Genomic DNA, 14,632 nt, shown 5'->3' with positions numbered 1-14,632 from the left:
TTTTAATATGAAATTATTTTACTTTTAGAACCTTTTGCATGGCAAAACAAAGCTGCTTCCTGCGCTGAAAAGCGTGGCGTCAGCCACTTTGTTCTTGAAAATTTACCCAAAATAATTGAAAGGAGTTTTTACTCATGAAAAAATATTATAACCAAAATGTTGAAACTGTATTAAAGGCTTTTAACGTAAACAAAAATAATGGTTTATCTAATGAACAATTAGAAAATTCTAAAGAACAATACGGTTTTAATGAACTTGTTGAAAAGAAAAAGAAAAGCCTTTTAGCTGTATTCTTAGAACAATTTAAAGACCTACTGGTAATAATATTAATAGCAGCTGGAGTAATATCCATATTTACTGACAATGTTGAAAGTACGATTGTTATTTTTGCTGTTATTATATTAAATGCTATTTTAGGAACAGTACAAAATCAAAAGGCTGAACAATCCTTAAAAAGCTTAAAGGCACTCTCCTCCCCTAATGCAAAAGTCATTAGAAATGGTGAGAAGCTAGAAGTACCTGCTAGAGAAGTTTTTCCTGGAGATATTTTAATAGTTGAAGCTGGCGACTTAATCGCTGCTGATGGACGTGTTTTAGAAAGTTATTCTCTAAAGGTTAATGAAAGTTCTTTAACTGGTGAATCTGAAGCTGTAGAAAAATTCTCAGATGCTATTTCAAAAGATGAAATTGCTTTAGGTGACCAAAAAAATATGGTATTTTCAAGTTCCCTTGTTACTTATGGACGTGGATTAATCTTAGTTACTTCAACTGGAATGAATACTGAGCTTGGTAAGATTGCTTCATTAATGTCTGAAACAAAGGAAAAGAAGACGCCTCTTCAAAAGACTTTAGATGATTTTAGTAAGAAACTTGCTGTTATGATTTTAGTAATCTGTGTAATTGTATTTGCTTTAAGTGTTTATAGAAAAACACCAATTCTTGATTCTTTAATGTTTGCAGTTGCTTTAGCTGTTGCTGCTATACCTGAAGCTTTAAGTTCTATTGTAACTATAGTTTTAGCTATGGGAACTCAAAAAATGGCTAAAGAACATGCTATTATTAAAAACTTAAAATCAGTAGAAGGTTTAGGTTGTGTATCTATAATATGTTCTGACAAAACAGGAACTTTAACTCAAAATAAAATGACTACTAAAGAAATTTATGTAGATGAGAGTTTAATTAGTTCTGATAATTTAAAACTAGATAATCCTGTACATGATTCACTTTTAAAAGCTGCTATTTTATGTAGTGATGCTACTTCTGTCAATAATAATGAAATAGGTGATCCTACGGAAGTTGCTCTTGTTAATCTTGGACATAAATATAATATTTCTGAACTGTCTTTAAGAGATGAAATTTCAAGACTTAAAGAAATTCCTTTTGACTCTGACAGAAAACTTATGAGTACATTACATGAAATTAATGGTAATCACATTCTTTATACTAAAGGTGCTTTTGATGTTCTTTTAGATAGATTAACACATATACAAACATCTCTTGGAATTAGAAAAATAACTGAGGATGATAAAGAAAAGATAATTGAAACAAATATGGAGCTTTCTCAAAATGGTTTAAGAGTTTTAGCTTTTGCTTATAAAATACTAGATTCAAACAGAGATTTATCTTTAGATGATGAATATAACTACACATTTTTAGGATTAATTTCTATGATTGATCCTCCAAGAGAAGAATCTAAAAAGGCCGTTTCTGACTGTAAACTTGCTGGTATTAAGCCAATTATGATAACTGGTGACCATAAGATTACTGCTTCTGCTATTGCTAAGGAAATAGGAATTTTAGGGCCTACAGACATAGCTTTAGAAGGCTTAGAATTAGATAAACTTTCTGAAGAAGAACTTAATGAAAAACTTGAACATATAGCTGTTTATGCTAGAGTCTCTCCTGAGCACAAAATACGTATAGTTAAGGCTTGGCAAAACAAGGGTAAAATAACTGCCATGACTGGTGATGGAGTTAATGATGCTCCTGCTTTAAAACAAGCTGATATAGGAATTGCTATGGGAATCACAGGTACAGAAGTATCTAAAGATGCTGCTTCCATGATTCTTACTGATGATAACTTTGCTACTATTGTAAAAGCTGTTGCTAATGGACGTAGCATCTATGCAAACATAAAAAATTCAATTAAATTTTTACTTTCAGGAAATCTTTCTGGAATATTAACTGTACTATATGCATCTATTGCTGCTCTTCCAGTTCCTTTTGCTGCAGTTCACCTTTTATTTATAAACTTATTAACAGATAGTTTACCTGCTATTGCAATTGGAATGGAAAATTCTAAAAAAGATTTACTAAATGAAAAGCCTAGAGATAGCAAGGAGTCTATTTTAACTCCAAGCTTTATTAAAGAAATAGGTGTACAAGGTATCCTTATAGCAATGGCTACAATTATTGCTTATCACATAGGATTATCTATTAATAATGCTACTGCAAGTACAATGGCCTTTGCCACATTATGTTTAGCTAGATTATTCCACGGTTTTAACTGTAGAGGTAAAAAATCTATTTTTGCTATTGGACTAACATCAAATAAATATAGCTTATATTCTTTTGCAGCTGGTTTATTATCATTAAATTTAGTTTTATTTGTACCTATACTTCAAAAATTATTTGAAATTGAACCATTAAGTACTTCGATGATAGCTTATATATACATTTTAGCTTTCATACCAACTTTAATAATTCAACTTTATAGAGTAATGCTTAAAGATTCTAAGAAAACTGATATTAAATCAACTAGTGATTTAGCTGCTTAATTTGAAAATTTTATTCCATATATTAATGTTTTTAATACTATACCTTCTTTTATTAAGAAAAGGCATTCAATTAACTAATTTTCAAAAGATATTACTTAGCAGTATTGATTTGTTAATTTTGCCTGCATATAATAATAAATAATTTAACAAGTTATTATTAAATCGATGATGAGGAGAGTAAGTATTTGTCTGATTCCAAGCGAGCCTGGGATGGTGAAAGCCAGGTATGAAGCTTATATGGAAGAACACCTTTGAGATGCTGACCGAAATGTAAAAAGTAGACTCAGCCGGTAGTCAACCGTTAAAATGACTAGGTATTAAAACTGAAATGTTTTAGTACCAATATGAGTGAGCTAAAGCTAATTTAGGGTGGCACCGCGAAAGTAGAAATTTCGTTCCTATACATTTATGTATAGGAACTTTTTTTATATAGTTATATCACCTTTTATTAACACTTTAACTAACTTAGGGTGGCACCACGGAAAATTTTTCGTCCCTTTACTGCACTTTTGCAGTAAAGGGTTATTTTTTATAAAGGTTTATTTAGTAAAAAGGAGGCTATTAAAAATGAAAAGAACTTATGTATGTGATGTAAAAGAATCAAAAGAAACTACTGTACTTGTTAAGGGGTGGGTTCATAAAATAATTGAACTTAGTACTATTTCTTTTATTCATTTAAGAGATAAAACAGGAATAATTCAACTTGTTTTAGATAAAGAAGAATCCAAAAAGTTAAGACTTGAAATGTGTTTATCAGTAACTGGTGAAAAAATTATAAATGAAAAAGCTCCTTTAGGAGTTGAAATTCAAGCTAAAGATATAGAGATAATCGGAGATGTTTTCTACGATAAACTTCCATTTGAAATTAACGGTTTTAAGCAAAAAACAGCTTTAGAAAAACAATTAGACTTTAGAGGACTTTCTCTTAGAAGACCTAAGGAAAGAGCTATTTTTAAAGTACAGCAAGAAATCACTGACTGCTTTAGAGAATTTTTAAAGAGACAAAACTTCTCAGAAATTCATACACCTAAAGTTATTTCTTCAAGCACTGAAGGTGGATCTGAAATGTTTACTGTAGATTATTTTGGAAGACGTGCTTTCTTAGCTCAAAGTCCTCAATTCTACAAACAGATGATGGTTGGTGCAGGATTTGAAAAAGTTTTTGAAATTGCTCCTGCTTATAGAGCTGAACTTCATAATACTTGGAGACACTTAAATGAATATATCAGCATGGATATAGAAATGGGCTTTATTAAAGATGAAACTGAACTTATGGATTTAGAAGAGGATTTTATTAATTACTTATATAAATACCTAAATAAGGTTTGCTCTAAAGAGCTTGAAATGTTTAATGTTACTCTTCCTGAAGATATAAATATTCCAAGAATTCCACTTGCTACAGCCCACAAAATTCTTTTAGATAAATATAATAAAAAATCTCCTGTAGGCAACATTGATGCTGAAGGTGAAGTTTTAATTTGTAAATATGCTAAAGAGGAATATGGATGCTCTCTAGTATTTCTAACTGAGTATCCAATATCAAAAAGACCAATGTATGCAATGCCTGATAGTAAAAAGCCTGGGCTTACTAAGAGTTTTGACTTAATTTATGATGGTCTTGAAATTACTACTGGAGGACAGAGAATTCATAACTATGAAATGCTAAGACAAAATATTGAGAAATTTGGATTAAACCCAGATGACTTCTCATTCTATCTTGAAACATTCAAATATGGTATGCCTCCTCATGGTGGTCTTGCTATTGGTCTTGAAAGAATCACTTTAAAAGTATTAGGTCTTGAAAATATTCGTGAAGCTACTCTACTCCCAAGAGACTTAAAAAGACTTGAACCATAATTTTAAGGAGGAAAATGTAATGAAAGTTGAAATTAAAGATGTTGAATATATAGCTAAACTTGCTAAGCTTGAGTTTACTGAAGAAGAAACTAAAAGATTAGCTACTGAATTTGAAAGTATTTTATCCCACTTTGCTACAATAGATAAATTAGATTTAAGTGATGTAGAACTTAGCATAGATAAAAATTCAAAATCTGTTTTAAGAGAAGATAAAGCTACTCTATTTGAAGATAAAAAGAAATTATTCCAAAACACTAAGGCAATGAAGGATACTGCAATAATGGTACCTAAAATTATTGAATAGGCGGTGAAATATTAATGAAAATTGAAAAGTTAACTGTAACTGAAATTAGAGATGGAATTAAAAATGGAAGTTTTACTGCTTATGAAGTAATCACTTCCCTATTTAAGAGGATAAAAGATATTGACCCTAAAGTTCAATCTTACTTAACACTATGTGAAGAAAGTGCTATTAAAAAGGCTAAGTCTGTTGATGAAAAAATCGCAAAAGGTGAAGAGCTAGGTGCCCTCTGTGGTGTGCCTATTGCTATAAAGGATAACATTTGTATAGATAATGTTACTACAACATGTGCTTCAAAAATGCTTGAAGACTTTATTCCTCCCTATGATGCAACTGTAATTAAAAACCTTCTTAAAGAAGATGCTATCATAATCGGGAAAACAAATATGGATGAATTTGCAATGGGTTCATCTACTGAAAACTCAAGCTTTCAAGTAACAAAAAATCCATGGGATTTAACTAGAGTTCCTGGCGGCTCATCTGGTGGTTCTGCTGCATGTGTAGCTGCTGGACTTGCACCAATTTCTCTTGGTTCTGATACTGGTGGTTCAATAAGACAACCTGCTTCTTTCTGTGGTGTAGTTGGATTAAAACCTACCTATGGATTAGTATCAAGATTTGGACTTATTGCCTTTGGTTCTTCTTTAGAGCAAATTGGTCCTTTTGCAAAAAACGTTACTGATGCTGCACTTACTTTACAGGTAATTCAAGGTGAAGATCCTCTTGACTCCACTACTAATAAAGATTATGTGCCTAAAGCAGATTATTTAAAATCTATTGATGAAGGTGTTAAGAACATGAAAATTGGTGTCCCTAAAGAATTCTTTAGTGATGCCCTTGATGAAGAAGTTAAAGCTACACTACTAGATTCAATAGAAAAATTAAAGAATTTAGGTGCTGAAGTTGAAGAATTTTCTCTTCCTATAACTGAAGCTGGACTTTCAGCTTACTACATTATCTCTTCTGCTGAAGCAAGCTCAAACTTAGCTAGATTTGATGGTATTAGATATGGATATCGTACAAAGGAATTTGCTGATGTTAACGAACTTATGATTAAATCTAGAACTGAAGCCTTTGGACCTGAAGTTAAGAGAAGAATAATGCTTGGAACTTATGCTCTATCTTCTGGTTACTATGATGCCTATTATAAGAGAGCACAGAAATTACAAAAAAAATTAAAAGAAGAATTTAAAAAATCCTTTGAAAAATATGATATTATTTTAAGCCCAACATCCCCTACCCCTGCATTTAAATGTGGTGAAAGATGTAGTGATCCACTTCAAATGTACTTAGCAGATATATATACAATTAATATAAATCTTGCTGGTGTTCCTGCTTTGTCACTACCTTATAGCTTTAGTAAAGAAGGATTACCTATATCAGTACAAATCATTGGACCACATTTTGGTGAAGAAAAAATATTTAAGTTAGCTTATGCTTTAGAAAAAGAAGCAAAAGTATCAACTTTAGCAGAAATTTAAATAAGAAAGGAAGAATATAAATGAGTTTAGAAACTGTAATTGGTTTAGAAGTACATGCTGAATTAAAAACAAAAACTAAAATATTTTGCTCATGCTCTACTGAGTTTGGAAAAGAGCCAAATCACAACACTTGCCCTATATGCTTAGGACTACCTGGTACTCTTCCAGTTCTTAATGAGGAAGTTGTTGCTCTTGCTATTAAAGCTGGTAAGGCTTTTCATTGTGATATAAATAAAGTAAATAAAATGGATAGAAAAAATTACTTCTACCCTGATTTACCAAAGGCCTATCAAATTTCTCAATTTGATTTACCTCTTTGCTCTAATGGGTATGTAGAAATTGAAATTGAAGGCAAAACAAAAAAGATAAGATTAAATCATATTCATATTGAAGAAGATGCTGGAAAGCTTGTTCATGATGATACTGAAAATGCTTCATATATAGATTATAACCGTGTTGGTGTTCCTCTAATTGAAATGGTTTCTGAACCTGACTTACGTTCACCAGATGAGGCTGTTGCTTATTTTAAGGCTATAAAATCTATTCTTGAATATAGTGATATTTCAGACTGTAGAATGGATCAAGGCTCATTAAGATGTGATGCTAATATCTCTATAAGAGAGGCTGGTTCTGATAAATTAAATACTAAGGTAGAAATGAAAAATATAGGTTCATTTAAGGAACTTGAGAAGGCTTTAAAAAGAGAAGAAAAACGTCAAAGAGAACTTTATAGCTATGGTGAAGAATATAAAATAAAACAAGAGACTAGAAGATGGGATAGCGGCAAAGGAAGAACTGTTTCTATGAGAACAAAAGAAGATGCCCATGATTATAGATATTTCCCTGAACCAGACTTAGTTCCAATAATTATAGAAGATAAGCAGATTAAAGATATTGAATCATCTTTACCTGAAATGCCTAAGGAAAAGAAATTAAGATTTATAGAAAATTATAAACTTCCTGAAAAAGAAGTTTCTATATTATTAGATACAAAAGCCTTAGCAATACTTTTTGAAGACACTATAAAATGTGGTGCTTCTCCCAAATCCGTTTCTAATTGGATTTTAGGTGATCTTCTAAGGGTTTCTAAAGAAAATTCTTTTGATATATCTAAGCATAAACTAAAATTTAGTCCTAAAGATTTAGCTGACTTAATTAAGATTATTGATGATGGAAAAATCAATAAAACTGCTGGTAAGGAAGTATTTGAAGAAATGTTTACTAAGGGAAGCTCTCCTCATGATATAATCGAACAAAAAGGATTATCTCAAATAAGTGATACCTCTGCATTAGAAAAAATGATTTCTGAAATATTAGAGCAAAATCCTAAATCTATAGAAGATTTTGCTTCTGGCAAACCTAAAGCAGCAGGCTTTCTAATGGGCCAAATTATGAAAGCTTCTAACGGACAGGCTAATCCTAAAATTGCTAAAGAATTATTAACTAATCAATTAAATAATAGAATACAATAATTTATTATATATTTTAAAGACTATGGTGCTAATTAACAAATTAATTCACAAACCATAGTCTTTCTTAACATATTAATAATAATATGTACATTAACTTGTACACATTATCAACAACTTATCCACAATTATTGTGCATAACCATATTTTTTATCAACAGCCTTAAGCCCCCTTATTTTCTTGCTTTTTCTTCTTTTTTCCATTTAAGTTTTATAGTTATCAACAACCCTTCCCATTATTATACATATTATCCCACAATGTTTTGCACATATAATGCACACATTTCAACATTCAATTAACAGCTTTAGCACAAGTTATCCACAGGTACTGTGAATAATGTGGATTAATTCCATTTTTTGACTGATAAATTATTCACAATTGTCTTCTAAAGTTTATTGTGCTAATATAATCTATGTAATATTTTTCTAGGAGGGATAAAAAATGAATTCACGATCTCAAAAAGGTAAATTAATAATAATTATTACATTACTATCTATTTTATTAGTATCTACTTTTGCCTTTTTTAAATTTAAAAATGACACTAAATCTAATAATTCTTCTGAAACTAGTTCTAAGGAAGAATCAGTGTCTATAGACTCTGATACAGAAAATGATTACTCAAAAGATTCCAATAGATTTGAAGGAATAAAATTAACAAGTGAAGATGTTGGTGTTCCTGTTTTATACTATCATTCAGTATTACCTGATTCAGAAGTAACTACTCCTAATGAAGTAACCATATCTCCAGAAAAGCTAAAACAAGAACTTGAAATTGTTAAAAACTTAGGATATACAACTATTACCTTGTCTGAACTTAATGATTATCTAAATAATAAGATTGAAATTCCTGAAAAAAGTATAGTTATAACTTTTGATGATGGATATACAGATAATTATATTCATGCATTTCCTATATTAAAAGAATTAGGAATGAAGGCTACTGTATTTATGATTTCTTCTCAAATAAATAGTGGATACTATATGTCTGCTGAGCAATTAAAAGAAATGTCTGATTACGGAATAGATATTGAAAGTCATACAGACACTCATGCTTATTTAGATACTCTTTCTTATGATGAACAATTAAAAGAAATGACTGAGTCAAAAAGAAAACTAGAAGAAGTCCTTGGAAAAGATGTCACATCCATAGCTTATCCTTTTGGTAACTATAATAAAGATACAGTGAAAGCTTCCGAAGCTGCTGGATATACATTAGGTTTTACAACTAACAAAGGATTAGATAAAAGAACAAGTAACAAACTTGAACTTGATAGAATATATGTAAGTTCAACATATTCTTTAGATACATTTAAAGAAAGACTTCTAAATACAAAATAAATAAAAAGAGGTGTTTGAATAATCAAAAATCATTCAAACACCTCTTCTTTCATTAGAACAAAGTGGCTGACGCCACGCTTTTCAGCGCAGGAAGCAGCTTTGTTTTACTATGCAAAAGGTTCTAAAAGTAAAATAATTTCATATTAAAATACAATTTAATTATTTTGCTTTCAGGTTCTTTTGCGGCCTACAATTATTTTTTATCTGATTTATTATTTTGTACACTTTCATAAACATTATGAAGACTTCCAGCATTGTTTATTTGTACCTTTATATTATTTTCAACAATATAATCATCAGTTTCCTTAAGCTCTCCATACTTAAATGGATCTCCAGTTATCATTACTGTAAAACCATCCTTTGGAACCATATCATTTGACTTTGCATACTCCATAAAATCTTTTAAACACTCATCAATATTCTTATCCTGAGGGTCTACTGAATTTATCATTTCTTTTCCTTTATCAGAGGCTGCATAGCTATAAACCACTTTATTTCCTCTATTAACTTCTAGTTTTATCTGTGATGTACAATTAAAAAGAACTGTACTGCTAACTTTATTATAGCTTTTATAAGCACCTATAGATGCTAGTATAATTAGTGCAATAGCTAAGAAAATTTTAAATTTATAGTGAGCAATTCCCTTCTTTTCTAGCCCATGAGTTTCTTCTCCAATATTAACATCTTCCGATTTCTTTATCTTAAAAAATTCTCCTGAACTAGTTAATATTATTATTGATTTTTTATCTACTTTTAAAGCTAATCCTCTATAAGATAGTCCATCCTTCCTCTTATAGTCAATCACTTTACTTTTTACATCTTCTTTAGATGAGATTCTAATATATTCTTGAAGAGATATATAATTAGCATTAGCTAATATGAGCGTATATACTATTATGTAATCTTGCCAATTTTCTAAAAATCCTTTTGAAACTTTCACTGCTTTTGAAAGTGATTCAAAAGGTACTTGTTTTGTACTTTTGAATTTCTCAAGCAATGTATCTTCTTCACTAATATAGTATGATATATTTAATATTAAATTTCTTTCATTATATGTTGGAAAATGATTTATCAAATCTTTTAATAGTACCTTATAAAAATATAATTCTTTAGTTAGTAGCGATATTTCTTTCTCTCTTAACTCTGCAGCGTTACTCCCCTTTTGAGCCACTACCGATATAGTCGAGAAAACATATCTATCCCTTATAAATTCCCTCACTATTTCTAACCTCCACAAATACAATCTAAACGAGTTTTTTTCTGACATTCTTATTATTTATAATTATATCATACAAAAAATATTGTTGTTTTCGTATACCTTTAAGTAAAAAAATATATATTATAATATATACGTTTTTTGAAAGGAGTCTATTATGAGTAAAAAAGTAATATATGTAGACTTTGTTTTTAAGCATAAAAAAGTTAGTTATTTTAAATATTATATACTATATTTAATTTCAAATATAAGAAACTCTTTTAGGTCCTTTAAGAAAGTTCAAAATAAATCTTTTACTAATAACAAAAAAAGAAAGATGCTGAAATAAGTACCTCTTACTTTATATTTGTGTTAAAATATAAAAAAAATAAGAGGTGATAATATGAGAATAGGAATGGGATATGATGTACATCGTCTAGTATGTGATAGAAAACTTATTTTAGGTGGTGTTACAATCCCTCATACTTTAGGTCTTCTTGGACATTCTGATGCAGATGTATTATTACATGCAATAATGGATTCATTATTAGGTGCAGCAGCCCTTGGAGATATAGGAAAACACTTCCCTGACACTGATGAAGCTTATAGAGGAATTTCAAGTTTAGAACTTTTAAAACATGTAGGAAAACTTATTTCTAAGAACGGATATGAAATAGGAAATATAGATGCTACTATTATTGCTGAGCGTCCTAAAATAGCACCTTATATCTTAGATATGAGAAAAAATATTGCTGAAACTCTTAATATATCAATTAATGATATAAACATTAAAGCTACTACTGAAGAAGGTCTAGGATTTACAGGTAAGGAAGAAGGTATCGCTTCTCAAAGTATATGTCTTCTAAAATAATATAGATAAAAAGTCAGAAGACAATATATCTTCTGACTTTTTATTTAGACTTTCATAAAACCAATAGTAAATCTCAAAATATCTAAAACACTTCAGATAAATTTCTCTTAAGAATCTTTCTAAACTCTTCATTAACTTTTTTATCTTTATTCACATTCTTACATATTTCAGCCCATTTTTCAATGCTAACCCCTACCTTATCTTTGAACTCATTTTCACTATTAGTAAGCATTGTTGATTCTACAACAAACTCACCAAGTTCAACTGGAGTTTTAAATATTTTCATATATAAGAATTCCTTGTTAGTACCAAACCAAGTTTTATTAAACTCTCTGGCGAATTTTGGTAGTTCCGTTAAAATATCTTCTCTAGATAAACTCCACATATTCTTTACTTTGTTATAGTTATCCATCATAATCTTATATGTTTCTTTTGTTATCATACCATCATTATATCCATTTAAGATGATTTCATCTACAGGTATAGAAGGTATATCTATAACCATACCCTTTTTACAATATATCCACTTATAAAAAGCCTCTTGTAAAAATGAATATTGAATATACCCTAGTAATGATTTTACATCTGGAAAATAAGCATAAATATTGTCAATTCCATTGTTTCTACTAAATATAAGCGTATGAATATATAAAGTCTTCTTCGTTGGTAATTCATGCATAAACATATGACCTCTTATAGTCTTATGTTCTCTTATAATATTTTCCCAATAGTTGAATGAATCATACTGTTGCCTCACCTATATCCCCTCTTTCATATGTAATACTTCGTACTATATAAGATATTATATTTTAACAGATTCTATATTATTATTATACTTCGCAATTTAAACCTTTTCAATAAATATAAGTAATTTTTCCTAATCATTAATTTAATAAAATTCAAAACTTATCTGTAAAAAAATTGAATGATTTTATAAATTTTTGTATAATATATAATATAGGAACAAAGGGGGTTTATTATTGTATTTCTGTGAGATTTGTAATGAAAAAGCAGATGTTCATCATATCATTCATAGGAGTGAAGGTGGCTTTGATATAGAAATAAATTATAAGTATTTATGTCCAAAACATCATAGAGGAAAAAACGGTCCTCATAGATGCCTTGAAACTGATATTAAATATAAAATTGAACTTCAAGATAAACTATATAATATTCTAAGTAAAGAATATTATACTTCTAAAGAATTAGGCTCAATCTTAAATATACCTTCTAATACTTTAAAGCGTATTACTAAAAAAATTAAACTCTATAAAGAAGGTTATAAAAGAGATGATATAATTTTAACTTTGATGGGAAATAAACTATATTCTGAAGAAACTCTTGAAGATTTAGAGATTAAACATCTATTAGATAATATATTATAATAAAGTTACTCTGTGATATTTTAGTCCAAAATAATTTGTTAAATTATTTTGGACTTTTTATTACTTAGTTTTAACTCTTACAAATGTCTTTTTACCTATTTTTAAAACATCATTATTTACTAATTCTAAGTCTAAAGTATCTACTGCTTTTCCATTAACTTTTACGCCTCGCTGCTTAATAAGACGTCTAAATTCTCCTCCACTCTTTATAAATCCTTCTTTAACAAGCCTCGGAATTATCTCCAATAATATATTTTTTTCTACATTTATTTCTGGTACATCACTAGGTACTCCTTTTTTCATAAAAGCTTCCTTGTAGAATTCAATAGCTGCTATGCAGTCTTCTTTTGAATGATATAATCCTGTAATAATTTTTGCCAATTCAAATTTAACATCTCTAGGGTTTCTACCATTTTTAAGTTCTTTCTCTATTTCTTCTATTCTATCTGGATGCTCATCTGTAGCTAAATCAAAGTATTTTATAATTAATGAATCTGGAACTTCCATAACTTTTTTAAACATTATATGTGCATCTTCATTTATTCCAATGTAATTTCCTAAGCTTTTGCTCATTTTTTCTATTCCTTCAAGGCCTTCTAATATAGGCATAAACAAAGCTATCTGTTCCTCTTCATGCATTATTTTTTGAAGAGTTCTTCCCATTAAAACATTAAAGGTTTGATCTGTTCCACCAAGCTCTATATCTGCTTTTAATGCTATAGAATCATATCCTTGCATTAATGGGTAAAAAAATTCATGAAGCCCTATAGCTATATTATTCTTGTAACGTTTTTGAAAATCATCTCTTTCCAGCATACGAGCTACTGTTGTTGATGAAGCTAACCTTATTACATCTTCAAAATTCATCTTTGAAAGCCATTCACTATTAAAGTGTACCTCTGTTTTTTCTTTATCTAAAATTTTAAATATCTGTTCTTTATAAGTTTCTGCATTCTTTAGTACTTCTTCTTCTGATAAAGCCTTTCTACCTTTTGACTTACCAGTTGGATCTCCTATCCTTCCAGTAAAATCTCCAATAACAATTACTGCTTTATGCCCTAAATCTTGCATCTGTTTTATCTTACGTAATACTACTGCATGCCCTAAGTGAATATCTGGTGCACTTGGGTCAAGACCAAGTTTAATTATTAAAGGCCTATTTTCTCTTTCACTCTTTTCTAGCTTTCTTCTTAGGTCTTCCTTATTAACCAGATTATCCACACCTTTTGTGATAATTTTAATTTGTTCATCAATTGATACTTTCATTTTAAACTCTCCTATACTAATAAATTTATTTAATATAGCAAGATCTATAAGATAATCAAAAGCACTTATCTTTTTAATGAAAAAATCCCGCCCTTCGTTTAATAAACAAAGGGCGGGAATATATATTCACGCGTTACCACCTTAATTTCATAGACAATTCGCATTATCTACCTTTTCAAGTACTCCTTTTATTATAGGGTTATACTCTAGCACTATAACGTGTGCAGGTTACGTCACATCCTACTTTTTTAATTTCAGTGTGAAGCTCCAAGATGTATTCATAATCAGCCTTTCCATGCACCTCTCATCAACCGGTAACTTTCTGTTTGTACTATTCTGATAATTACTTGTTCTTTTCTCAGCTTTTATTTATCCTATACTCCGAAATATAGACTCCTCTATAAATCTTAGTTATGCATCAGTATTAAATTATACTAATTATATTGCTTTATACCTAAACTGTCAACAAATTTTAGATAATAAAAAAAATGCTTAAACCTTAAGCATTTTAAATGGAGCGGGTAGTGGGAATCGAACCCACCTTTCCAGCTTGGAAGGCTGGAGTATTACCGATATACGATACCCGCAAATTTCAACTGGTGCAGATGAAGGGAGTCGAACCCCCACGCCTAAGGCGCTAGATCCTAAGTCTAGTGCGTCTGCCAATTCCGCCACATCTGCATCTCTGTAAA

The 14,632-nt window shown here is 29.7% G+C and carries 11 protein-coding genes, 2 tRNA genes and 2 other annotated features; of the genes, 8 read left to right on the top strand and 5 right to left on the bottom strand.

Annotation, left to right across the window (positions count from 1 at the left end; translation table 11 throughout):
* Positions 1-134: 134 nt before the first annotated feature.
* From BM384_RS10145 to BM384_RS10120, 6 genes are all read left to right on the top strand, one after another.
* Positions 135-2,777: a cation-translocating P-type ATPase gene (locus BM384_RS10145; protein WP_090013377.1), complete on the top strand. Its 2,643-nt coding sequence runs from the start codon at positions 135-137 to the stop codon at positions 2,775-2,777.
* Positions 2,778-2,933: 156 nt separating this feature from the next.
* Positions 2,934-3,180: a binding site (T-box leader), on the top strand.
* 164 nt (positions 3,181-3,344) lie between these two features.
* A complete protein-coding gene (aspS, locus tag BM384_RS10140) occupies positions 3,345-4,634 on the top strand; it encodes an aspartate--tRNA(Asn) ligase (protein WP_090013375.1) in 1,290 nt (429 codons plus the stop codon).
* A gap of 19 nt (positions 4,635-4,653) precedes the next feature.
* A complete protein-coding gene (gene gatC / locus BM384_RS10135; RefSeq protein WP_090013374.1) occupies positions 4,654-4,938 on the top strand; it encodes an Asp-tRNA(Asn)/Glu-tRNA(Gln) amidotransferase subunit GatC in 285 nt (94 codons plus the stop codon).
* A gap of 14 nt (positions 4,939-4,952) precedes the next feature.
* Positions 4,953-6,416, top strand: a complete 1,464-nt coding sequence (gene gatA / locus BM384_RS10130; protein ID WP_090013372.1) for an Asp-tRNA(Asn)/Glu-tRNA(Gln) amidotransferase subunit GatA — start codon at positions 4,953-4,955, stop codon at positions 6,414-6,416.
* A gap of 20 nt (positions 6,417-6,436) precedes the next feature.
* Positions 6,437-7,888, top strand: coding sequence for an Asp-tRNA(Asn)/Glu-tRNA(Gln) amidotransferase subunit GatB (gene gatB, locus BM384_RS10125; protein WP_090013371.1), 1,452 nt, complete (start codon positions 6,437-6,439; stop codon positions 7,886-7,888).
* 438 nt (positions 7,889-8,326) lie between these two features.
* Positions 8,327-9,223 (top strand): polysaccharide deacetylase family protein, encoded by an 897-nt coding sequence (locus BM384_RS10120; protein WP_090013369.1) that lies wholly within the window; start codon positions 8,327-8,329, stop codon positions 9,221-9,223.
* Between the two features lie 193 nt (positions 9,224-9,416).
* Here BM384_RS10120 and BM384_RS10115 read toward each other — a convergent pair whose 3' ends face one another.
* On the bottom strand, positions 9,417-10,442 hold the full coding sequence (locus tag BM384_RS10115; protein ID WP_175537339.1) for an anti-sigma factor domain-containing protein: 1,026 nt from the start codon (positions 10,440-10,442) through the stop codon (positions 9,417-9,419).
* Between the two features lie 379 nt (positions 10,443-10,821).
* Here BM384_RS10115 and ispF point away from each other — a divergent pair, with 379 nt between their 5' ends.
* On the top strand, positions 10,822-11,289 hold the full coding sequence (gene ispF, locus BM384_RS10110; protein ID WP_090013362.1) for a 2-C-methyl-D-erythritol 2,4-cyclodiphosphate synthase: 468 nt from the start codon (positions 10,822-10,824) through the stop codon (positions 11,287-11,289).
* Positions 11,290-11,371: 82 nt separating this feature from the next.
* Here the strand turns inward: ispF and BM384_RS10105 are convergent, their stop codons facing one another.
* Positions 11,372-12,046, bottom strand: coding sequence for a hypothetical protein (locus BM384_RS10105; protein WP_090013360.1), 675 nt, complete (start codon positions 12,044-12,046; stop codon positions 11,372-11,374).
* Positions 12,047-12,269: 223 nt separating this feature from the next.
* Between BM384_RS10105 and BM384_RS10100 the strand changes: the two genes are divergently transcribed.
* Positions 12,270-12,674, top strand: a complete 405-nt coding sequence (locus BM384_RS10100; protein ID WP_090013358.1) for an HNH endonuclease signature motif containing protein — start codon at positions 12,270-12,272, stop codon at positions 12,672-12,674.
* A 60-nt stretch (positions 12,675-12,734) separates the two neighbouring features.
* Here BM384_RS10100 and tyrS read toward each other — a convergent pair whose 3' ends face one another.
* The 3 genes from tyrS to BM384_RS10085 all read right to left on the bottom strand — a co-directional run bounded on the left by tyrS (position 12,735) and on the right by BM384_RS10085 (position 14,621).
* Positions 12,735-13,940: a tyrosine--tRNA ligase gene (tyrS, locus tag BM384_RS10095; RefSeq protein WP_090013356.1), complete on the bottom strand. Its 1,206-nt coding sequence runs from the start codon at positions 13,938-13,940 to the stop codon at positions 12,735-12,737.
* Positions 13,941-14,045: 105 nt separating this feature from the next.
* Positions 14,046-14,309 (bottom strand) — a binding site (T-box leader).
* A gap of 144 nt (positions 14,310-14,453) precedes the next feature.
* Positions 14,454-14,527: transfer RNA gene (locus tag BM384_RS10090), tRNA-Gly, on the bottom strand.
* Positions 14,528-14,537: 10 nt separating this feature from the next.
* Positions 14,538-14,621 (bottom strand) — tRNA-Leu (locus BM384_RS10085).
* Positions 14,622-14,632: the final 11 nt, after the last annotated feature.

The organism is Clostridium sp. DSM 8431 (assembly GCF_900116755.1).
Classification (GTDB): domain Bacteria; phylum Bacillota; class Clostridia; order Clostridiales; family Clostridiaceae; genus Clostridium.
This window is presented reverse-complemented; position numbering and strand designations above follow the sequence as displayed.